This is a genomic window from Paenibacillus plantiphilus (assembly GCF_927798095.1).
GTDB lineage: Bacteria > Bacillota > Bacilli > Paenibacillales > Paenibacillaceae > Paenibacillus_Z > Paenibacillus_Z plantiphilus.
Window position 1 is genome coordinate 119,126 of sequence record NZ_CAKMMF010000011.1, and the last position, 21,194, is coordinate 140,319.

The 21,194-nt window shown below is 47.0% G+C and carries 22 protein-coding genes; 3 read left to right on the top strand and 19 right to left on the bottom strand.

Annotation, left to right across the window (positions count from 1 at the left end; all coding sequences use genetic code 11):
- Positions 1-456 (bottom strand): leucine-rich repeat domain-containing protein (locus tag L6H65_RS11645; RefSeq protein ID WP_236342298.1); only part of this gene is annotated, 456 nt, incomplete at its 3' end.
- A gap of 146 nt (positions 457-602) precedes the next feature.
- Here L6H65_RS11645 and L6H65_RS11650 point away from each other — a divergent pair.
- From L6H65_RS11650 to L6H65_RS11660, 3 genes are all read left to right on the top strand, one after another.
- Positions 603-2,342: a sensor histidine kinase gene (locus L6H65_RS11650; RefSeq protein WP_290370388.1), complete on the top strand. Its 1,740-nt coding sequence runs from the start codon at positions 603-605 to the stop codon at positions 2,340-2,342.
- Entirely contained in the window at positions 2,339-3,472 is a 1,134-nt protein-coding gene (locus L6H65_RS11655) for a response regulator (RefSeq protein ID WP_236342300.1), read from the top strand. Before L6H65_RS11650 ends, L6H65_RS11655 begins: the two co-directional genes overlap by 4 nt.
- A gap of 423 nt (positions 3,473-3,895) precedes the next feature.
- Entirely contained in the window at positions 3,896-4,285 is a 390-nt protein-coding gene (locus L6H65_RS11660) for a YhjD family protein (protein ID WP_503827050.1), read from the top strand.
- Here the strand turns inward: L6H65_RS11660 and L6H65_RS11665 are convergent.
- The 18 genes from L6H65_RS11665 to L6H65_RS11750 all read right to left on the bottom strand — a co-directional run bounded on the left by L6H65_RS11665 (position 4,282) and on the right by L6H65_RS11750 (position 21,167).
- Entirely contained in the window at positions 4,282-5,133 is an 852-nt protein-coding gene (locus L6H65_RS11665; protein ID WP_236342304.1) for an N-acetylmuramoyl-L-alanine amidase, read from the bottom strand. The two genes, L6H65_RS11660 and L6H65_RS11665, sit on opposite strands and share 4 nt — an antisense overlap.
- Positions 5,134-5,142: 9 nt before the next feature.
- Positions 5,143-5,355 carry a hypothetical protein gene (locus tag L6H65_RS11670; RefSeq protein ID WP_236342306.1) on the bottom strand — a complete coding sequence of 71 codons (213 nt, stop codon included), beginning with the start codon at positions 5,353-5,355 and terminating at the stop codon, positions 5,143-5,145.
- 418 nt (positions 5,356-5,773) lie between these two features.
- A complete protein-coding gene (locus tag L6H65_RS11675) occupies positions 5,774-10,198 on the bottom strand; it encodes a hypothetical protein (RefSeq protein WP_236342308.1) in 4,425 nt (1,474 codons plus the stop codon).
- Between the two features lie 2 nt (positions 10,199-10,200).
- Positions 10,201-10,638, bottom strand: coding sequence for a lytic transglycosylase domain-containing protein (locus L6H65_RS11680; protein ID WP_290370396.1), 438 nt, complete (start codon positions 10,636-10,638; stop codon positions 10,201-10,203).
- A complete protein-coding gene (locus L6H65_RS11685; protein ID WP_236342310.1) occupies positions 10,626-12,548 on the bottom strand; it encodes a hypothetical protein in 1,923 nt (640 codons plus the stop codon). Before L6H65_RS11685 ends, L6H65_RS11680 begins: the two co-directional genes overlap by 13 nt.
- A gap of 344 nt (positions 12,549-12,892) precedes the next feature.
- Entirely contained in the window at positions 12,893-13,705 is an 813-nt protein-coding gene (locus L6H65_RS11690; RefSeq protein WP_236342312.1) for a stalk domain-containing protein, read from the bottom strand.
- Positions 13,706-13,748: 43 nt separating this feature from the next.
- Entirely contained in the window at positions 13,749-14,561 is an 813-nt protein-coding gene (locus L6H65_RS11695; RefSeq protein WP_236342314.1) for a hypothetical protein, read from the bottom strand.
- Complete coding sequence (locus L6H65_RS11700; RefSeq protein ID WP_236342316.1) at positions 14,561-16,129, bottom strand: hypothetical protein; 1,569 nt, start codon at positions 16,127-16,129, stop codon at positions 14,561-14,563. Before L6H65_RS11700 ends, L6H65_RS11695 begins: the two co-directional genes overlap by 1 nt.
- A gap of 11 nt (positions 16,130-16,140) precedes the next feature.
- Positions 16,141-16,344: a hypothetical protein gene (locus L6H65_RS11705; RefSeq protein WP_236342318.1), complete on the bottom strand. Its 204-nt coding sequence runs from the start codon at positions 16,342-16,344 to the stop codon at positions 16,141-16,143.
- A 1-nt stretch (position 16,345) separates the two neighbouring features.
- Positions 16,346-16,993: a hypothetical protein gene (locus L6H65_RS11710; protein ID WP_236342320.1), complete on the bottom strand. Its 648-nt coding sequence runs from the start codon at positions 16,991-16,993 to the stop codon at positions 16,346-16,348.
- 204 nt (positions 16,994-17,197) lie between these two features.
- Positions 17,198-17,782: a hypothetical protein gene (locus L6H65_RS11715; RefSeq protein WP_236342335.1), complete on the bottom strand. Its 585-nt coding sequence runs from the start codon at positions 17,780-17,782 to the stop codon at positions 17,198-17,200.
- Positions 17,782-18,048, bottom strand: a complete 267-nt coding sequence (locus L6H65_RS11720; protein ID WP_236342337.1) for a spike base protein, RCAP_Rcc01079 family — start codon at positions 18,046-18,048, stop codon at positions 17,782-17,784. Before L6H65_RS11720 ends, L6H65_RS11715 begins: the two co-directional genes overlap by 1 nt.
- Complete coding sequence (locus L6H65_RS11725; protein WP_236342339.1) at positions 18,045-18,197, bottom strand: hypothetical protein; 153 nt, start codon at positions 18,195-18,197, stop codon at positions 18,045-18,047. Before L6H65_RS11725 ends, L6H65_RS11720 begins: the two co-directional genes overlap by 4 nt.
- A gap of 39 nt (positions 18,198-18,236) precedes the next feature.
- Positions 18,237-18,425, bottom strand: a complete 189-nt coding sequence (locus tag L6H65_RS11730; protein WP_236342348.1) for a hypothetical protein — start codon at positions 18,423-18,425, stop codon at positions 18,237-18,239.
- A 1-nt stretch (position 18,426) separates the two neighbouring features.
- On the bottom strand, positions 18,427-18,780 hold the full coding sequence (locus tag L6H65_RS11735; protein WP_236342350.1) for a hypothetical protein: 354 nt from the start codon (positions 18,778-18,780) through the stop codon (positions 18,427-18,429).
- Positions 18,781-18,791: 11 nt separating this feature from the next.
- Positions 18,792-19,784, bottom strand: a complete 993-nt coding sequence (locus L6H65_RS11740) for a phage head protein (protein WP_236342360.1) — start codon at positions 19,782-19,784, stop codon at positions 18,792-18,794.
- A gap of 13 nt (positions 19,785-19,797) precedes the next feature.
- On the bottom strand, positions 19,798-20,226 hold the full coding sequence (locus L6H65_RS11745; protein WP_236342362.1) for a hypothetical protein: 429 nt from the start codon (positions 20,224-20,226) through the stop codon (positions 19,798-19,800).
- A 5-nt stretch (positions 20,227-20,231) separates the two neighbouring features.
- Positions 20,232-21,167 carry a hypothetical protein gene (locus L6H65_RS11750; protein WP_236342370.1) on the bottom strand — a complete coding sequence of 312 codons (936 nt, stop codon included), beginning with the start codon at positions 21,165-21,167 and terminating at the stop codon, positions 20,232-20,234.
- Positions 21,168-21,194 lie beyond the last annotated feature (27 nt).

The following is a 21,194-nucleotide window of genomic DNA, read 5'->3' on the forward strand; positions in this document are numbered from 1 at the left end:
ACTAGTCAGATTGTTGTCTAGAAACGCCCCTTGCTCGATCGTCGTTACGTTATCTGGAATCGTCAGCGAGGACAGTTGATTGTCCCTGAAAGCATCAACTCCGATCGTTGTGAGGCTGCTAGGGAGAGTCAAATTAGTCAGTTGGTTCGCTTGAAACGCCCCTTTCCCGATCGTCGTCACGCTATTCGGAATCGTCAGAGAAGGAAGTTGTTTAGTCTTGAAGGCATCCATACCGATTTCGACCACGATTAATCCGCTACCCACAAGATCAGGTATGACAACATCCACTCCGTTACTTCCCGTGTAGTCTATGATTTTAGCGGTGCCGCCGCCCAGATCCTCATATTGAAAATCTCCATCCATAGCGGCAGTGGCTGGAAACGACATGACACTACCTAACAATAGCAATATTGACAGTGCAGTAAATCCTATTTTACGTGAAAAACCTTGTAACATAATGAATTCCCACCTTTCACATCTGCATATATAATGATTACGTAAGCAATTAGTTTTCATCCTAGCATACTGCTATGATAAAATTATGATAAAATCCAATTACAACATTCAATTCTCTCAACTCCAAAGGAGTAACTCACCTATATATGGATGATTTATGGTCACTACCCTCAATCACAATCATACTTTCGGCCATTCTAATGTGCATCATGCTGATGTATGCGATCGTGTACCACCAAGAACGAGGTGTGCGATATTTCGTATGGGTATTAGTCTGCCGAGTCGTTTATGCCGGGTGTGTGATTCTCGAGATCAGTCGTTCAGACTTGCAAACCAAGCTTTTTTTTCGAAATATAGAGCAAACGGCACTTTTATTTATGGTTCCGTTGATGGTGCTTTTTGTCTTGGACCTAGTCGGCAAGGACAAGTGGTTGAGGCTAAGATGGAGCCTCTCTCTACTAGCCTTATTCGCTTGCTGGGCAGTGGTCATCTGGGCGGAACCTTATTGGCATGTCATTAATAGAACGCAAGAATTGATCAATGGACACCTGGTCACGACCAAAACCCCGTATTCCCTTGTTTTCAATCTATTGTGCTATGCCATTATTGCGTGCTGCGTATTTGTTCTGGTCCGTTACATACGAAGCACGCGCCCCGAAATCCGCGGAGCTGGCATGTGGCTGCTCCTGTTCGGATGCATTCCAGTATTGGTGGAGATGATGAAGTTGTTCAAGCCCAATCTCTCCCCTTGGCTTCTCCCTCTTTCAGTCTATAGTGGGATTTGCGGCATCATCATGTTCTGGATTATTTTGCGCAAAAGGCTTTTTTCAAGCGTACCCATGGCAAGGAACATCGTTGTAGAGACGATGCATGAAGGGATGCTCATTATGAATACGGATGGAAATATTATCGATAGCAATAGATTTGCTCGCTTATTGTTAGAAGTTGATGATAACCATCCAATTCTAGGCCGTAGTTATGGGGAAGTACTCACAGCTTGGCCCCAGTGGCAGTCTGCATGCGCCCGCATGGAAGAATGCCGAGTGGAGATCAGTACCCGGATCGGACATGAGAAGAAATCATACATCGTGAATGTCTATCCATTCTTCACCCAGCGACAACGCAAGCTAGGAACCATCTCCATCATTATCGATATTACGGAGAAGCAACAAGCGCTGGAGCAAATCGCCCGCCTTAATCAAATGAAGGATCAGCTGTTCACAGCCGTATCCCATGACATTCGTAATCCGTTAGCCGTTCAAGTCAACTTGTTGGAAATGCTAGAGCAGGATAACGAATCCTCGCGCCAAGCAAACAGAGAGGTTTTCCACGCATTAAGCGAACAAATTCGCAACACCTATTCGATGGTTGAGAATCTAGTGGAATGGTTTCGCGGCCAGAAGGAAGGGATTGTGTTACATCCCGAATCGCTTATCGTATCTGAAGCCGTTGAAGAAGCATGCCGTTTACTTGTGTTGAACTGTGAAGCGAAGCAGTTGACTTTGCACATCCATGTGGACGAAGAAATCCGGGTCCACACCGACCGCGAAGTACTCATTCTTGTTATCCGCAATCTTCTATCCAATGCGATTAAGTATTCCATTCAGGGCGGAGTGATCCTAATCCGTGCAATAGCCTCCGGAGGCAGAGTCGAAATCACCGTTCAAGATGATGGCATAGGGATGAGTGAGGAACAGATTAGCCATGTGTTCGATGACACGCGATTTGATTCCACTATAGGCACTGCTGGTGAGAAGGGAACTGGTTTAGGCTTACTCGTAAGCCGGCAATTCCTACGAATGAGCGATGGACATCTCAAGGTGCGCAGTAAGCTAGGAAGTGGCAGCAGCTTTACTATCGTTCTAGAGGATGGGGATTTGCGATGAGGGTTATTGTGATTGATGATGAGAAAGCCATGCATATCGTGATGAATCGCTTACTATCCGAGATAAGCGGCGTAGTCGTGATTGGTTGCTATCAGAATGCCGCACAGGCGCTGGAGCAAATACGGCAAGAAGCCATTGATCTAGTATTCATTGATATCATGATTGGGCAGGATCACGGGTTAGAGGTCGCCCGTCAACTCCGTTCCACCCACAGTGAGGTGGACATTGTGTTCGTAACCTCGCACAAGGAGTTTGCTATCGATTCATTCGACAGTTATCCTCTGGATTATATGATCAAACCAGTTTCGAAATCACGCCTGGAACAGACGATCGCGCGAGCCGCAGCAAGAATCAGTGAAAAGTCCGCGATTGCGGGCGGCCCCGCCGGAAGTCTGATGGTGCGAGCCTTTGGAGGGTTCGAAGTAAGGAGCGAGCAAGCTGGGCCTGCGAGGTGGATCTCGAAGAAAAGTATGGAGTTATTCGCTTACCTGCTGATGCATAAAGGCCGCCCGGTGTCCAAAAGCCGGATCATCGAACACATTTACTCAGACATGTCACAAGAGAATGTTGCAACCTACGTTAATACGAATGTCTATCAGCTTCGTAAAACCCTGCAGGCACTTGGGCATAAGAACATCATTGTCCATTCTCAAGAACAATACTGGCTGATCCTCGATCATATCAAGATCGATTTCTTGCAATTCGAAGATCAGGTTTCTCAATTAACTGGAATTGAATCCGATCATATTGAGAAGGCATTGGCATGCGAGCAACTGTATACCGGTGAATTATTCGAGGACCGATCCTATGAATGGTCGATTACCGAGCAAATCCGTCTGCACAGATTGTATTCCCAATTCGCCAAACGGCTGAGTCGGTGTCTGCTAACGCACCGTAGAGCCGAGCAAGCAACCCTCTTAATCAAGAAGCTGCTTCTAAGCGATGAATGGGACGAGGAAGCGAACCTGTTACTGCTTCAAGCTTATGGAGAATTGAAGGATCATGTATCATTAACGCAACATTATACGTACATATCAAATCTGTACCAGCAAGAATTATCTGTCCCCCTTCCCGTTGAATTCTCGGAGATCTATGAATACTTCATAAATAAATGCAAAAAGACACCTTAGAGCAATTTTCATCACTCTAAGGTGTCTTCAGTTTACTGAATGTGGGCAAAAATCTGTTTCCCTCAAGGAAACCCTTTACAACAGGCTTTTCAGCCTACTACATACTACATCATGCCGCCCATCTTTTATCACCTATCGTTATTCAACGTAATAAACCGTTTTCCAATTCGCTCTTAATAAAACAACTCGAAAACACATATTCACTTTCGTTTAAAACCGATATCTAACGGAATTTTCGTGAGTTTCTGCGTGAGTTTTTTTGTTTTCTGTGAGTTTTTGCGATTCTTGTGAGTTTTTTATTCATCTCTGATTTCGATAAAGAAATCGCGTTTCTTCTATATATAGGTCTCCAATTTCAACCACTATCTTCCCGCTTTTAAAACAAACATACGTTCGTGTATAATATCACTGAGGTGATACGTGATGAAAAATGTGCCGACGAGAGAAGAAATCGAAGCGATCCGCAATTCCATTTTGTTGCCGTTTATGCTCGACATGTTGGAGGCCGAGTTGCGCAAGCTACAGCATGACCGGCAGCCGCTGCGGAATCTATTTGTCGAAGCGAATGAATCGCTATCCAGAGACATATTTAATGAACTGGTGACTGTAAGGAAGTATCTGAAGGAACACGACATAAAAGTAGTTGAAGGTGATCGGGTAGGCGAGGAAATGCACTATAAATTTTGGTGTAGGGGATATGAGGATGAGTTTATGTTGATGCGGTTCCTGGCGAAGTCGGAGTTATCTATCCGTTTCGGGAGGTATATCGGTGAAATGGGAACGCGGTGGAAAAAAGAAAGGCTCACTCGTTAGAGCAAGCCCCTTTCCTTCATTAACGGTTCAAATAGAAGTAATTTGCGAATTCCCTCCGGCGAATACTGGCCATTCCCCATTGCAGTTTTGTATAATTCCATGACGCGGTTATAAGCTCCTGTTGGCGTTTTCTCCCCTCCCACAATATCCATCACAGGATACAACCACGATAGCTTTGTCGCGGCGTTGCTGCCCCATTTAGGGTCATTGAGTTTATTGCCTAAGTCTCGGACGCGCTCGGCTATCGCGTAGGCCACAGCGCGTTTTGAACCTTCTCCCTGTAAGGATTGTAGGCGTTCCTCATAGTGTTCGATATCCATGCTATCGGCTATAGACAATTCAGCATACAAGCGTGTCCAAGGGAAATTCACTCCCGGGCAAGTACCTTTTTTGCTATCGATCTGATTATGAGCAATAACCTGATGGCTATTGAGAGATATTGTATTACCATATATGCGTATAACTTCGGTCTGAATCCATTTATGCAGCCAACAGGAGGCGTAGAATTGAGCCTCGGTTAGTTCGCCATCGATACCGTTCCCTAAGTAACCTTCATGCTCAATGGTAGCGGTGTAATAGTTAGCATTGATTCCTCCCATCTGCCGCACAAGTGGCGACTTAGGGGTATTAACGATGCCGTTCGTGTGAGCGCGATTGGTGAGATCTACGAACTGCAATATAGCCCCGTCCCGACACACAAGATAATGTGAAGAATTCCCCCCAGGATTCATGAAGGTATTTATAACGCTGCCTCTTTTTCCGATCGTAATATGATCCACGATTGCTATCGGCTTATGGGTTCCGCGAGTGCCGTAGTTTGGGACTAGCATTTTTTCGATGTTAATCATAAGCGCCTCCTAGTGATAGGTTTCTCCCGAACTTGATTCGTCCTTGGGTTTCGTTGGCTTGATGAAAAGCCCAATAATCATCACGATAAATAGCGAAATATCGGCAATCGTGTTAAGCAGCTCGTCGCTGATCTCATAACCGAATGACTGCTTAATAAACGCTGCGATTGCCGCCAGCAGCGGCAGCAGGATAGCCTTATTTATGTTCCTGAGTTTGTCCATGATCAATGACCTCCAAATGGTGTATAGTCCCGCAAAACGGGCAATAGTATTTGTTGCCCAGTGCAATGGCGACAACTCGTTTCTTCTCGTCGCTGTATCCCTTGAATCGTCGCTCGAAATATCCGCACTCCATATCCCCAATCGCTCCTTTATCGCTCGTATATCGTTGGACAGTTGCACGTTAACCTTGCGCTTATGCTGACTGTCCTTGATCTTGATAATTGCTAGTACAATCGCTGTCACGCTGGCCCAACTCAGGCCGTCCGACAACATCTGATGGAGTAATTCCAATAAGTCTGTAATAGGGATCACCTTCGTATAACAGCATGTCCTTACACTCCTGACCGCATAAAGAAAGGACTAAGCACAAGGCCCAGTCCTCAAAGACACTATTCATTGGTTCGATTTCAAGCATATATCACCTCGTTACTCGTATCCCATACTCATGCTTAAGCCTGTCCGTATGCTTCTTTTTGGTGATCGCATAAATTTTTTTGACCATATCAGCCTTACGAAGATCGTCTAATTCTTTAGGGATTTTACCGATTTGTTCAATCACTTCATTCCCGATATCTTCTTGCAGTTTGGCATATCGATCAGGAGGAATGCTGATTTTTACATCACCTTGCCTCGTTCTTCCTTCTACCGTTTTTTCTGGAGGTTTCGGTGCTAAACCTGTATCCCCTGTGCGGTCGATAAGATCAGCAATAAAAGCAGCAGCTTCGGTGTATGGCGCTACGTCTGACTTGTAAGGGTTCAAATACTGCCCTACTACTCCGCTCGGATTCTTCCGATCTTGTCCAAGCGTTGTTTTAAGTGGCGGCAATTGTTGTGATAGCCCCGGTATGCGGTTCATGAAGTACCCTTTTACATCATTTACAAAACCGTCATTATACGGAACTTTACGCATGGTCGGGTCTTGTCTTCGCGCTTCTTGTGCTAACAGGCTAGGACTAAAGCTTTTGAAAAAGGACTCTGCCAACCGCATAGGAATGCCAACTGCCTTCTCTCCCTGTGTGCCGCCGTACTGTGGTTGGAATGCTTCTTGAAGTCCTCTAACGGACGACATACCAAGCAGTGAACCGAACGCGTCCGAACCGGCACCGATCAAAGCGCCTTCCGTCCCTTTATCTTTGTTTGATGCCAAGCCTGCACCCATAGCAAACGGAAAGGCTACCGGCTGCAGCTTGTTATAGTCAAACTGATTATCTCCTTGTTGATACTTCGCCGCTTTTTCAGCAGCATCCACCCCGTCCGTAAAAAATGCATCCAAGTACCTACCGAGCGCCGATGTGTTAAAGCGATACTTGCCGCGCCCTGCTTGCTCGCGAATAGCGTCTAGGTCTTTGTCTCCGCTGTCGTTCGCATCTGTTATAATACCAGTATTAAACATATAGTAGCCCAGCGGAGACATTACCCCTGTCGACATCAGTCCAAGCGATAACGTGCGAATAGCTTCGCGGCGCGTTGCATCTGATTTGCTCGTAAGCTGATATAGACCCTTAATGATACCGCCCGGCGACATTGTAACAGCCGTGGAAGCGATATTCATAGGCGTTCTGACGAAAGGAAACACCGTCCGCGCTATCGGGTTTATCGCCTTTGGCGATGAGTTTAGCCATTGTGCTGTTTTACCGCCAAGCGTATCATTTCGCTGGAAGGTAGTGTTTTTTCCGATCCTGTCGGCCTGCAAAAGCGCTTCCTCCGGTGGGTCGTTGACGAATCGTTCAACATGTCGCTTGATGTTCTCTCTACCTTTAACGCCATTGTTGATCGCGTCTAGGTAGCCCATCTTGTGTATCTCTGACTGCCGGACAGCGCTGTATGTCGCATAGTCAGCGCCTTTTGCCACAGCCCCTAATGTGCGTTCAGCAAGCCCTAATGGGTTATAGAGACTCTTGTATGTTAATCCCCTAATCTCGTTCGGTCCAGCGATTCCAGCAGGGTTAACGCCATGCCAACCGCCATACGCACCTGTTGGCGCAGATTTCATCCAACGCCATATAAAGCGCAGCGGATTGCTTCCGTATAAAGTAACGTTTCGCTTCGTTTTAAACACAGTATGCATTGCTCGATCAATCATGGCAGGAAGTACGTCAGATGCTAGGTTTGTTGTCGCCATTAACGGACCAGACAAAGTATTGATAGACTGCGTGGTACTGTTAAGGAGCATGGCGATATAGCGTATTGCATTAACTTTATCCCACAGGCTGGACTTTTCGTAGCTGTTCAATATCTTCTGCATCTGCATATCTGCTTTAGTGGCGTTCATTCCTTGTAAATCCGTAACATCCTTAGCCAGTTGGCGCAGCTTCTTGATGTCATTAGGACGGACAGGATTATCCTTAATGTACTTCTCGACAATCTTTTCCTGTAAAGTGGCTTTCTGTCCTGTCATGCGCCGGAAGGATTCATCTGCCTGAATAAGTTTGTCTTCACTAATGTTCTTTGAAGTCCCTTTATAAATTTTTTGTGCTTGTTTAAAAATTTCGGTTGCGTGTGGGCGAACCGATTCCCCGAACACTTTAACTATTGTTTCTACATGATCGGCGGCTTTAATCGTGCCTTTGACCATCTGTGAGGCTACGACAATTGCGTGGTCTGCCCATTCTCCGACTGGCACGGCGTTCAGTTGGTTTTTACGAGCTGCAATTCGAGCAAGCGCGGCCTGTTCCTTCTCGTCAAGATACGAAACTATCTTGTCGCGTTTTCGCGGGTCCTTTAGCTCAGGCGGCAGGATCTCATCAACAGGTTTCACCTTTGGATTTCTTAGTTTCTTCGCGCCTTCCAAGAACCTTCCTAGTTGTTGAATCTCTGCTGACGTTACATTGTCTCCGCGCTCTAACTTGTTCAGGATTTCAGTAAATTGATTCGACCTAACTCCTGCACCTGAATTCTCTTGGACTTTGGCGGCAAGCTCCTTAAACTTCACAGAATCCGCGACCGTCACTTCTTTGCCATTTTTGGCTGCTGTACGAGTTAAATGAAGCAACTGACCCTCTGGGCTCAAACGCGACAGCAATGAGGCTGCTTGTGATGTTTGTCCGGCATTCGTCAAATCTTTTGCGAGTTTATCCGCTACGTTCAGGGCTCGTTGATGTTCACCTAATGCGTCCAATTCGTGCAACAACCTGTATCCTGTTGCGATATGATCAGGGCCGCCGGATTGGTTGAAATGAAAGTCAGCTTCGGCTTTTGTCATGTTTTTCATGTTTTCATTGGCCTTCGAAACGGTATCCGCATTTCTTGCGATATCATACCTTTGATCGGTGGTGCGTATTCGGCGTTGTAAACCCTCAGAGAAATTACCGTTATTGAGTTGGTTTTGGTAGTTTGACCTTAATCCTCGAAGTGGCTGACCGCCCTGAACTGCGGCCTGACCCGTGCCTCTAATTGCATTTACAGGCGGTTGGTTTGGTGTAACGTCCACTCTCGGACCCGTCTGCGCCTGCGGCGGCAATATCTCTCCATCTGCCGCTGGCTTTACATTGCTCGTCACAAGTGGTTGACGGCCTCCTAACGTGCCGCGCTGTAATTGGCTAGGAATGACAGACCCTTGTGCCGTAGTCGTAAATGACGGGTCATACTGCTTGATGTATTCGATGGTGGCATTGCGCTGACCCTGTAGCCCCTTCATCTGCTCTACCATATTAGCTCGTGCTGATGGGTTTAAAGGTGCTGTGTCCATTGAGCGCAGTGAGTTCATCTGGTTATCAAGGTCATTCAACCACTGGCGGCCTAACTGTGCCTTAGCGTGGTTTTCGCCCATATCACTGACCATCGTTTTAAATATCGGGTTCGTCTCTGTCAGCGTTCGCGCCGTGTTGTCTAAGCGATTAGCGACACCCTTGAACGCTCCACCCAACGCCCCTAAAGCCATGTCGCCAGGCGCTCCAAACGCTCCACCGATAAGAGCCGCTTTACCCAACTGGTCGATATCCGTCTCGCCTCTGATCGCACTGTTAGCTGTGTTTTGCACAGCCCCAGCGATACCGCCACGAAACGCATTGTTAACCAATTTGTCAGATGTAGCGCGCCCAATGTTTATTCCTGCTGCGTTTAAAGCTGGGCTAAGGTTTGAAGCGCCCCTTTGGGACGATCCTAGCAGCTTTTGTCCGGCCTTTGAACCTAGCATGGAATCCGCAACCTTGTAACCGCCAGTAAATAGGCTTGCTTCGAGCTGAGCGGGGTTAGTTGCGTATCCTGCGATATTACCAGCAAAACCGCCTATTGTACTCGCAAGCCCATCTTGTACTGGTGCAGTCGATGTTTGTACGCCAAGCGCATCCCCTGCGCCTTGCTGGAATGCAGATAGACCCGGCGTTTTTGCCTGCACCCAATCGATACCTTGGATAAGGGGCTCGGCTATATTGCGCCCAATCCAATTCATTACTCCCGGTCCCTCTGTTGATTCCATACGCCGTTTGTGTTGCTCCTCCATCCATTCATCCGCTGTTTGTGGCTTTACCCCTCCTTGTACAGGTGGGCTAGTAATATTGGCGTTTTTCAAAGCTGAATTAAACATATTTCCTGTGATGTTTTGCGCATTCGCTACGGCTTTCTGTCCTGCGTTTACGCTGTCGATGCTCTGTTGCAGCATGTTGCCTGTGATTTGCTTGCCTTTGTCGTACGCAACATCCGGCGTACGTAATTCTATTTGCGGTTTAACAGGTTCTTCTTTTGGTTTATTCGTGTCAGAAGATCGGTTTCGGATGCTGTCGTATTTACTTGTAGATGAAGGGGAAGATGCTTCAGGTTGGCTATACTTGCCGGACAAGACGCGCTCCCGCGCTGCTGCTCCTTGCTCTCTTCGGTTTTTACGGATACCATCATACTTCGACATCGCTACCCACCCCACTTTTTCACGACTTTTGGAACGTACTTCTGCGTTTCGAGAGGTGCGTACTTGCTAATCGCCGCCCAACTGTTCCCGTACTTCTTAACCAATCCACCAATTTTACCCGGTCCTGCGTTGTAGGCTGCAAGAGCGAGCTGCCAATCACCGAATTGATTGTGCATTTGAGATAAATATTTAACCCCGGCATTGATATTCTGCTCGGGGTCATAAATGTCTGTTACACCTAACCCGCGAGCGGTTGCAGGCATTAACTGCATGAGTCCAGATGCTCCTTTATGACTCGTCGCATTCTTATTCCCTGCACTCTCCGCACCCATAACTGCATCGACTAGTGTAGCAGGAATGTTATATTGCTTTGCCGCTGAATCAACATAGCCTCGGTAAGCCTGCGGCGCAGAACTTACAGAGGCATCTACTTTCCCGATCCATGCTTTTTCGTGTACTGATTTATCTCTTCCTTAGTGAGTCCCATAATACTTAACATTTGATCGGTTTGCGCGTCAGACATTCCGGAATCGATGATGGATAAGAACATTTTTTCACGCTGCGCAGGATTAGTTGTAATACGAGTTCCTACCGATTGACCCCACTGATCAAGAATCGGTTCTGAGTATTGCTCACTTAGAACTGAATAGATTTGGTTCGGTGTCATGATGCCATTATCACCACCTCCTGCGCCCTGACTCATATTATGATCAAGTTGTGCCCATTGACGGTTATTATCATCCTGATCCAAACCGTAGTTCTGATCAAATTCATAATTACCTCTGTTGTAGTTGCGATCACCCTCGAACACTCCGCGATTGTAATTGCGATCCGATTCAAGTACGCCGCGATCATATCCGCGATCTGACTCCAATACCCCTCGATCATAGTTTCGATCATTCTCGTAGATGCCGCGATCATATTGTTTGCCGCCCAACGTCTGGGCCCCACCATATGCATTGTTCACAAGATTCGACCAGTTCTGCGCTGGGCCCTTTCCAAGGTTGCCTGTACGATCAACCATACCAAAGTAAGCATCCATGTTCGCTTGCTTCCCTGCTAGTGTTGAAGCGCCGTTGTATTGCCCTGTTAGCTGACCTTCCTGTAGGCCAAAGTTACGGTCAGACTCGAATACCCCTCGGTTGGTGTTAAACGTCTGTAGCGCCTGATTGAACTGCGTGTTGTTGAGTTGCGAGTTAGCCATAAGCCCCTCAATCTGTTGCCCGTTGACTGCAAGATCATACATGCGCTCATCATTAAGGAGTTGTTGGTACAACGCTTCTTTCTCCGCAGGAGCTGCGTTCTGCATGGCTGCATACTTCTCTTCGATGCTATTGCGCAAGTTCGCCAGGTCGGAGTTAATGTTCGCTTGTCTCGATGACAAGTCCTGCTGCGCCTCACGGTCTGTGCGGCTTCTCTCCTGCGCGATCATGCCTTGTGCGTAGTCAGAACGTCCGCTGAATGGCGATAGGTTGCGAGCGTTGTATGTGTTTTCTAACGCTCTATTCTCGCCTATGGTTTGTTGAGCGCGGTCATACTGTGTTTGGTTCGCCCCCAGCTGCTGGTCAGCTATCGTCTGTCCGGCGCGTGTCTGCTGGTCAGCGTATAGGCGTAGGTCGGATAATTGACGAGTGTATTGTCCGTCTACGTACTTGCGTAGTGCCTCGGTATCTCGTACGGGATTCGCTGGCGTGTAGATGGGTACTTGTGATTCAGTCGGCGGCGTGTAACTAAAGGTTCCGTCTGGTGTTGGGACTTGGACAGGGGCATTTTCTACTCCCCGTCTATACCCCAGAGAATCCAAGTATTTATTTTGTGCTGAAACATCCATTCCGGCAGCCGTCCGCTCATCGATTACTTTCAACGCACGGTCAATTTCCGACTGCCTATTTGCAGGGTTAGAAATGTATTGCGTGTTTGCTTCCAACGCCTTATTCGTTGCTGCATTCGTTCCGTATAAAGCCCCACCATACCCCGTTGAAGGCATGGGGACGTTTGGATTGGGAACAGCGGCATTATTTGCTGGCGGCTTGGGAACGCTTATGCTCGACCCCCACGGAGTAGGCATGGTGCTTTGTGTGGGCGGCGTTGGAACAGGAGGCATGGGCGTTGAGGACGGACCTCCTGCCGTTGGGTTGGGTACAGTATTGAATGAACTGTTGATTTTTGGTGGTGAACCAACTGTAGTATTTGTCTGCGGCGGCATCGGCACTGATTGAAAGTTATTAGTGGATTGGTTTGCCGACATACCAGGGTAAGGAACAGGGACGGGATTGGGGACCGCCGATGTATTGCTCTTATTGTTTTTTATAGCAGATGCTATTTTAGCGGTATTAAAGATGGTTGCCATTCTCATCATTCCTCTCAATGGGCATTGAAAAAAGCCTCCCAAATTGGAAGACTTTTGATATAATAGATAGGTACACAACTTGTGGTGGCATTGGTTCCCTCCGGAAAGGAGTGGTGCCTATGACATTTTCGCTTATAGAAGTAATAATGCTCGGGACTTTTCTCCTCGCGCTTCTTACTTACTTAAAACGAAAGTAACCCGCCACAGGTTGACGGCCTGACGGGTTACTTACTCTCTAGCATTCAGTTGGAGGGCATTCCACCCAAGTTTGTACATGAGAGAGCGTTGGCCGCGCTCTCTTTTCTTATTGTAATCATATCATACACTTTTTAGACGTTCAATAATCATTTGTTCAGTTCGTCTTGTAGTTTCTTAGTTGGGATGGCGTGACCATTTGGTGACCCGTCATTCTCTCCTACTACTACACCTATTACCTGTCCTGCACTATTCACCAATGCACCGCCTGATGAACCAGGTCCGATGCCAGCATCAAAAACCATTGTTCCCACTAATGAATTGAACTGATATGCACCCTCCGTAATCGCGAACCTTCCCTTCGGAAACCCGATAGCATATACCTTGTCACCCTTCTTCAACTCCGCAGTATTAAGCTTCAACCCCGTCACACCCGATACCTTAAAGCCGATCAGATCAGCGGCTTCGTTCTTGAATACGGCATCCTTGACCTGTACGGTCTGCACCGACGATCCAAAGTCGATCATAAGCGATACAGCATTTCCATCTGCTACATGCCAGTTCGTGACCGCGATACCGTCCACAACAAAAGCTGATCCTGTACCGATCTGCTTGTTTTGTGCGTCCAGTTGGTAGACGATGCCGACAGACTCGCCTAGCTTGTTCAGTTGCGTCAACGTCAATCCCGTCTGGGTTGGCTGCTGTTGTGTTGTGATACTAGCACTCTGCTTTGCACCGTCCCAATCTACCGTTGCCCCTAGCGACTCTGCTATGGCTCTGAGCGGCAGCATCGTAGCTCCGTCTATCAATTGACCAGGCACGATGGATTTGACCTCTGTACCGTTTACCGTCACCTTCACAATGGCGCGGCCTTTGTACAGTCCGTTTATTGCTGTGGCGGCGTAGGCTGTTCCGCTTATCATTGTAAAGGCTATTAGGCCGATTAATAGTTTCTTCTTCATGTGGAATCACCCCATCAGTAAGATAATTCCATTGTACGATGATTTATTCTATCTTTCCACCTGTTTGGGCGAATTCCGCTGTCGTACCACTGAATTGTGTACCGCTTTTGCGGATCGTAGACCCACTGGCGGCCTGCAATCCTGTACTATTGCCAGATCCTGTCGTTTGATCTGCACTAAATACAAAAGATAACTCTGCTGCCAATAAAGCATTCCCTGTTGTTCGGTTTGCTACTTGTGATCCCGATATGACAACTCTCGATGAAAATACATAAAACCCATTTCCAACGGATGTTTGAACTGACCTGCAGTATGCAAACGCCACCTCAATTCCACAGCCGATGGCAGTGAATCCGTCCGATGTGGTAGACGCACAGTTAAAACCCGTGATATTAACTGGTATTTGAACCTTATTAACAAACACATCATTAACATTATGCGTTGCAGCGAGACTAGTAGCGCCGTTAATGATTATTTGTCCCTGACCCATAAACCCGTTAAGAGATATCGTTTCTGGGTACGTGCCTGCCGCTACATTAATAATAATCGTGTGGTTAATGATCTGAGGCAGTTTGTTAATCGCTGTTTGAATATTTTTAAGTGGCGATCCAACTGATAGCCCGTCATTCGTGTCGCTCCCTGTTGTGGCAACGTAGTACGTGATATTTGCCGTTGTTTTAAGGAGTGTCAGTGATCCAGTTAGAATCGCATTTTGAAATTGTAGGTACAAAAGATCAATCGTGTCAGCAGCTTCGATATGGGCCTCTCTGTTGGCTTGTGAAGATAATATTAATGATGGTTGCTGATTGGCGATAGCTGCATTAAGCCTTGTTCTATCCATCGGTAATTGTGACATTAATATCCGCTGCTCCTTCCCTTGATTGTCATGTCGTACACCTCGCAAAGTTCATCTCGGTTGTTCCTAAAAATGATTTGGAAGTAGTAAGAGTTCCGGCAAAATATAAGTGGCATAGGTGCGCTTACTAGGTCTGTATAATCAAGGTTAGCAACCGCAGATTCGTCCCATTCGGTTACGTCCCATGTTGCATATTGATTTTTCAATGCTTGTTGCACGTCTTGTTTGCTGCTATAAAACACCACCGATATATCTAGGCTGGATTTTGTCGCATACTGCCTAGCATTCACAATCAATTCGTCCAGTATGGACATTTGTCCAGTGTTTTCGAACTTAATCATGTCCGTTGCTCGATAAAAGTCTATCGCCGTACCTGTTGTTTTGGTGGATTCGTTCCAGTCACTTCCTAGACTAGCGTCGAACTTGTGAAGGTGACCTGTCTCTCCTGCATAATACAGAATCTCACTACGCAAGAATCCAGCAGCCTTAATGTTGGTCCATGGATACCATTCGCGATTTCGCGTGTCATAGGCATAGCAGAGGCGTTCAGAGCCTCTATTGAAGCGTAGTAGGTATAAACTAGCCCGTGCATCGAAATAACCTACAGCAGCGGCTTTATCGGCCTCTGACAGTCCGATAGCATCCCAATCCAGTTTATCTACTGTTACAGATCGTGTTGAGTAACGCCTTGAACCTGTATCCATCAATTCATTATCGTAAATCTCGTATACACCATCATCAGATAGGTATACAACGGTTTGGTCACCATTAGGATACGTGACACGCTGAATAGACCGTGGAGCGACAACTCCGGCCTGCGTGTTAAGGAATTGATTCCCTTGAAAGTTATCGAAGTTTTCCCCGAATAGAACGCCCCATCCCCTGCGCATCGGGAGCATCAGAACGTTGTCAAACGCTATGCCAGGGCCGTTCATATAATCGTTGTTCTTCACCCAGCGTTCCCACTGGACCGATGGAAAGTAATCGAACGTGTAACGCTTGCTGTACCACCAAGTATCTGAACCGTCCGACACGAATACATGACCTTGATATGAGAAGCAGTATTTCATCCCCTTAGTATGCAAGGTGCTGAGTATATTTGGCGGCGCTGGCGTTGGATCATCTGCAGCTGGCGTAATTTGCGACACTGTGAATGTTGTATCGTCATATGCCTTAATCGTTCCTGTGTCCGTAATAATCTTGCGACTTACGCTGTTTCCGTCTGTATAATCCACCTCATATATAGCGGCGCTTGCAAGTGCTCCTGTGGCTGCTGATAGCGTTGTGCCACTCAATCTGTATAGTGATGTACCAGCTGTGCAAATAATCTTATCTATTGCCCCTGTTCGGTATGCCGTTAGCCATTGAATAGGATTGGCTAACGGCGATGTTGTAACCGGCACTGAGCCTGGGCGCTTGGCACATGGTCCGATACGGCCTTGCGGCATAACTCCATTTAGCATGAGCCTCGCTTGGTTAGGAGCTAAAGCGGTTGGTTGTGTAACGGTATTGAGACCGCCAGACACCGCCAAATCTACCGTCATGGATTGCTGTATTCCCGATGGCATCTAAGCACCCCCTAACGAAAACTCGGATTGCCAATAATCGGCGAGTTACAATGATGACATTTAACTAATTCGTTAGCTTTCGGCACAGGGACATCACCAACTGGGGAAATGGTGTCTGCATACATAGGGGTCCCAGGCTGAACATCAACATTAAATTTATAAAGGTCTTTATCGCATTTCTTGCAATAAATAACTTGTCCTTTTTTCGGTAACATTCTATACACCACCTTGCGCCTTTTTAACATCGTCATATGAAGGCGGGCTGCCTCCACTTGATGGCCCCTTGCCAGATATAGCAGCCTGTGTTATTGCGGCATATCCTGACTTCGCCACTGCACCCATCGCCTCAGCCTCTTGATAAAAGTTTTTGACACTCTTAATCAGCGAGGATATTTCCATGATCAACGGCTTATATCCGGCCTCAGAAATATCAACAGGGTCACTCGCTTGCGTAACCTGTCTTGGGTATCGGATGTATTTAAGCCTCACCGTGCCCGTAACGCCTCGTAGGTGTATCGACTTATTGGGAGACTCGCAATACCACCCGATAGGCGCTGTGTCGCTGTAGCGGCGCTGTACCTCCATCTCGCTTGGTCCGTCCACCTTTAACAGCCTGAGTGGCTCATACATATTCGTGATTGGCGAATTTCCCATCGTAAATGCAACATTTCCATCTGCTGATATCACGATGTCGTCGCTGCTTTCGGTGTTGTAGCATAGTCTCGCCAGATTCCAGAGGGCGACATTCATAAATTGCAGCAAGGTTTGATCCTGTGTACTATCGTCGGGCCCGAGGTAATTGATATCCATGCGGTTAATCGTGCGTACCGCTGATAGGATTTGTCCGGCATTCCATGTGTTCATCCTGACCAACTCCTAACCATCTCATAAACGGTACATTTATGCTCTGTGCAATAATCTGATACCTCTTGGCTCCGCATAGCCTCAGACGGCGTGTCGGCCTTTATAGGAGGTGTTACAAGTCCTTCGATGGGCATTAGTTCGCCGTCCCATGGCGTGTCAGGAGCTTGTAAGCGAACGGCACAGGTGAATTGATAGGTTTTCATGCTACCACCGCCCCTCTATCACAACTGGCTCGTTTCCTAGCGAATAGTACGCGACCACTTGATTTTTAATGTTCATATATCCGGCTTGCATCATTTCGGCCTTACGCTTCGCCTCTTGCGCCCCGAATCTTTCCAATGCAAAAGGAGATTCGTAATAACGCCAGAGGTAGTAAAATTTATATAAAGGCGTGAATCGATCAGCTATATCAATTGACTCGGTTACATTCGCAAAGTACGTCATGTGCTTGAAGTAATCCACGACGAGCGTATCCGGCGCTAACCAAAATACCCTCGGCAGAACGATTTCTCCGTTATATATCCGGTATCCCAATTCAATGTTGCGGTCATAACCTTGATCAATGTCGCTTTGTAGTCGCATACGGTTGATGATTTTTAAATCAATAGGTAGGCTGTATTCTAAATCTGTGGAGGTCAATACAATATTTGCTGGCGCTGCAGAAGGGATTTCAATGTTATTACCGATATCCATATTCACTTCGTTCGACCAATTCACAATGTCGGTATTCTCAAGATCGGATTTTATATCTTGCTCCGTTAAATATCGAATATCAACTAAGGTAGCCATCAGTATACACCGACAATATCAGTCGCTGTTGTACCAGTGGCATACACGCGCTTAACAGCTACAGGGAATATAGACCCTTTCGAAACGTCCTTGAAGGTAACTGGCGCGGTGCCATCGATTAAATCCACCCTTATATCACCAGCTACGCCTACATAGATCCCTTTTGTAGGATATTTAGCTAGATCAGCACCATCATTCGGTGTAATAGCAACGGCATCCCTCGCACTACTGTTTGTAAATGTCGGGACTTTTTTGTTCATGGTCATGATATTTTTCTCCTCCCTCTTGGCTTAATCTCTTTGTTCACGATAGGTTGTTCAATTTCAATTCCCTGCGAAGCCAGCTTTTCAAGCAAAGCTATAATTCTATCGTTTTGCTCCGTATGCTTTTTTAATTCCGCTAGATGCAATGGCATATCATCCCTCCTAAAGAAAAAGAGGGAGCGAAAGCCCCCTCACTTCTTGTTCATCAAATCATTGTCCAGCAGCATCTGCCGCATACTGTTGAACGTTTCGATTGTTGCTTTCTGACCTTCGGACATGTCGTCCGTCACTTTGAATGCGGCGACAAACGGGTGCTTAGTCTTCTTGGTACTTTTAACCTCACCTGACGGCTCTGTGACCGTCCATTCGATGTCTGGCATGTTACACCCTCCGTTTAACCACAACGCCCCACGCGCCTGACGCGAGGTCCTTTGTGGACCCGTTAGTGTTGATGAGGGATATCTTGATCGTATTAGCCGCGCTAACGCTACCTTGATATATCACGCCATCTGTATCATAAGGCGGATACAATTCCACGTTATCACCAAGCGCCGAACCAGTTACGGTTATGCCTGAGCTAACCGCGAAAGCTCCTGTTGCTAGTGATGGAGGATCAAAGGTTACTGTCGTGCTTACAACAGCTTTAGGGGCTGTTACAGAGCCGACAGAGAACCCGTCAGCTCGTACAATGCCCTTTCCTGTTTTCGTTCTGTAATCTACGCCATATTTGCTCATATTACCCCTCCTTAGGACGTAGCGTCAGAGCCGTGAATCCAAGACCAGTCAAGAAATCCCTTACCCCACAGGCCGACAACAGCGTATTTGAAAATCTCGGTGTCGAAATCCGTCTCGTTTTTGAAGTCCGGCTTACGGAACTCGTTCCATTTGTTGTAGCGGCGCATCCGGCTCTTGTTGATCGCAAACCAGTTGTAAGCGTTCGGTAGATACGGATTGACGATAACATCGAACGTTCCGCGATAGATGTTAAGAGAGAAGTTTGCCTGCTCTGGCACGTACAACGCCTGAGCATTGTCTGCTTTCTTCGCGTTCATGCCTGCCAATTGATAGGCAATGGACATAAGGCGCGGACCAACCATCAAGCAATCGAAGGTTACAGGCATCAGATTGCCCTTGGAATCTACCCAGTTTTGACCACGCACATTCACTTCGTGCCAGGAATCATAGTCGAGAGACAAGGAGAATTTGTTGCTGTTTGTCGTACCGCTGTTAGTAGGGCTGACGGGATGATCAGTAGCGCACAGCGCCTTTCCGTCAGGTCCAGCAGAGCCGCCGATGATGGTGATTCCACGGTAATCCGTACCAGACGTAGTGAAAGCATTCTTGGCGAATTCAACGCCTTGATATTGTCGCGTTTGATATACAGCATCAGACAGTTTGATCACTTCATCCTTAATGTCTTGGTGTTTGTTAAAGTCGAACCATTCACGGTCAATTTGTGTACCCAATGAATATTTCACTTGTGGGATGGAGGTAGGGAACAGTTTTTCGCGATCTTCATAATAGACCGATTTGCCTGTCGATCCCCACGGCTGCATAAGTCCTTGAGCGCCTACGCCCTCATAGTTCTCGCGCTCCTTACTCGTTTTGCTCATGTTGTACATAAGCGGCAAATAATCAGTTTGATCGGATACGGATTGGGTATATACCTCTCTCAATACAGGCTCATATATCGTGTTGAGAGAACGCATGGATTGGAAAGTACCTGTGTTAATTGTCATTTACGCAGCCTCCTTAGCTGAACTGACGGTTTTTAATGCGTACAACCGCCTGTGTTTTGGATGTATTTAGAGAAAGGATGGTGCATGGTCCGCCAGTTACGTCAGCAGCGTTGAGGGTAAGACCTCCAGATGAGATGTCTGCTGCAGATTGTCCAGGTTTGAATGTTGCATCCGGTGTACCTACATAATCAGCTGTAAACTCGTCACCAGCTCGCACCTCGATAATCTCAGGGTATACATCTGGTGTTGCTGGTGTAGTGATTGTAGGTCCGTTGTATACGCCCCCAATAGGTCCTCCTGCTGCTGCCGTCACCCAACGACCCGTAGTAGAACTAACGATGAGAGCTTGACCATAGGTGAATGTCGTAGATGCTGTGAATGTAATGTCAGTAATGAATTTCGGTTGTCGCGAATCGCTATTTTGATGCCATACAAATGCCATATAGGTTACCTCCTGTTATTAATGAGTTTTTGTTGTTTACGAACGTTTTCAGGCTTAACTCCGAACGATTCAGCAAGCGCAACCTGAGCTGGAAGTAAGTCGCTTTCGTCCGGTTCCGCTGCGCCTTGTTCCGTGAATCCCCTCGTTCCAAGTTGCATCTGCTTAATAACACTTTGCTCGGCTTGCTTCTTGGTCTTGTTCTGCATTTCTTGCTTCATTTCAGTACCATGAGCAAGCTCGAAGGCATCCAACGGGTCATATCCGCGATCCACACGGGAACGCATTTCATCGTTGAAGAATGAAGGCATTTCACCGCGATTGAACGCCTGTGCATCATCTAGCAAATGGGGGTAACGATCGTAGAGCGCTTGCCATTTGCTAGTGACTTGCTGTTGCTGCTGGCTTTGTTGTTGCGATTCCTTCAACGCCTTAGCCTCTTGAAATGTCGGGTGCTGTTCCAACCATGCGACCGCATCCTCGCGGGATATGCCGTTCAGTTCCAATTGGTACAACATGTTCTCCTGCATCTCATCAAAGGCTTGTTCCTTCTGCTTTTGCTGCTGTGCTTCAAGTTGGTCAAGGTTAGCGATCAGATCGGCATGATCTTTGTACCCTTGGAGCTTGGCGACTCGATCAAGGGACTTTTCATACTCCGTCTTCTGGCTGCGCACCTTGTCCAGATTCATGCCTTTCTCGACCAGTTCTTTCACTTGGTCTTCTGGCACATCAATTTCCTCGCCGTTGTACTTGGCTTTAAGGGCCGTCTTCGGCTTATCCTCTTCCACTTGACCTATGGCAGGGTCTGTCGGTTCTGGGATGGTAGGCATTTCGATTTCTTTCTTTTCAGTTGGATTAATCCCGAATGATTCGTAAATCGATTCGGTTTCAGCATCCATCTGAATTTCTTGAGTTTCTGGGCTATGGCTGGCCTGATCGCTCATGGTAAAACCTCCTATAACTCGAATCCG

Coding starts and splice junctions, on each gene's coding strand:
- L6H65_RS11650 (WP_290370388.1), top strand. CDS start 603: ATGGATGATTTATGGTCACTACCCTCAATCACAATCATACTTTCGGCC.
- L6H65_RS11655 (WP_236342300.1), top strand. CDS start 2,339: ATGAGGGTTATTGTGATTGATGATGAGAAAGCCATGCATATCGTGATG.
- L6H65_RS11660 (WP_503827050.1), top strand. CDS start 3,896: ATGAAAAATGTGCCGACGAGAGAAGAAATCGAAGCGATCCGCAATTCC.
- L6H65_RS11665 (WP_236342304.1), bottom strand. CDS start 5,133: ATGATTAACATCGAAAAAATGCTAGTCCCAAACTACGGCACTCGCGGA.
- L6H65_RS11670 (WP_236342306.1), bottom strand. CDS start 5,355: ATGGACAAACTCAGGAACATAAATAAGGCTATCCTGCTGCCGCTGCTG.
- L6H65_RS11675 (WP_236342308.1), bottom strand. CDS start 10,198: ATGTCGAAGTATGATGGTATCCGTAAAAACCGAAGAGAGCAAGGAGCA.
- L6H65_RS11685 (WP_236342310.1), bottom strand. CDS start 12,548: ATGGCAACCATCTTTAATACCGCTAAAATAGCATCTGCTATAAAAAAC.
- L6H65_RS11690 (WP_236342312.1), bottom strand. CDS start 13,705: ATGAAGAAGAAACTATTAATCGGCCTAATAGCCTTTACAATGATAAGC.
- L6H65_RS11695 (WP_236342314.1), bottom strand. CDS start 14,561: ATGTCACAATTACCGATGGATAGAACAAGGCTTAATGCAGCTATCGCC.
- L6H65_RS11700 (WP_236342316.1), bottom strand. CDS start 16,129: ATGCCATCGGGAATACAGCAATCCATGACGGTAGATTTGGCGGTGTCT.
- L6H65_RS11705 (WP_236342318.1), bottom strand. CDS start 16,344: ATGTTACCGAAAAAAGGACAAGTTATTTATTGCAAGAAATGCGATAAA.
- L6H65_RS11710 (WP_236342320.1), bottom strand. CDS start 16,993: ATGAACACATGGAATGCCGGACAAATCCTATCAGCGGTACGCACGATT.
- L6H65_RS11715 (WP_236342335.1), bottom strand. CDS start 17,782: ATGGCTACCTTAGTTGATATTCGATATTTAACGGAGCAAGATATAAAA.
- L6H65_RS11720 (WP_236342337.1), bottom strand. CDS start 18,048: ATGACCATGAACAAAAAAGTCCCGACATTTACAAACAGTAGTGCGAGG.
- L6H65_RS11725 (WP_236342339.1), bottom strand. CDS start 18,197: ATGCCATTGCATCTAGCGGAATTAAAAAAGCATACGGAGCAAAACGAT.
- L6H65_RS11730 (WP_236342348.1), bottom strand. CDS start 18,425: ATGCCAGACATCGAATGGACGGTCACAGAGCCGTCAGGTGAGGTTAAA.
- L6H65_RS11735 (WP_236342350.1), bottom strand. CDS start 18,780: ATGAGCAAATATGGCGTAGATTACAGAACGAAAACAGGAAAGGGCATT.
- L6H65_RS11740 (WP_236342360.1), bottom strand. CDS start 19,784: ATGACAATTAACACAGGTACTTTCCAATCCATGCGTTCTCTCAACACG.
- L6H65_RS11745 (WP_236342362.1), bottom strand. CDS start 20,226: ATGGCATTTGTATGGCATCAAAATAGCGATTCGCGACAACCGAAATTC.
- L6H65_RS11750 (WP_236342370.1), bottom strand. CDS start 21,167: ATGAGCGATCAGGCCAGCCATAGCCCAGAAACTCAAGAAATTCAGATG.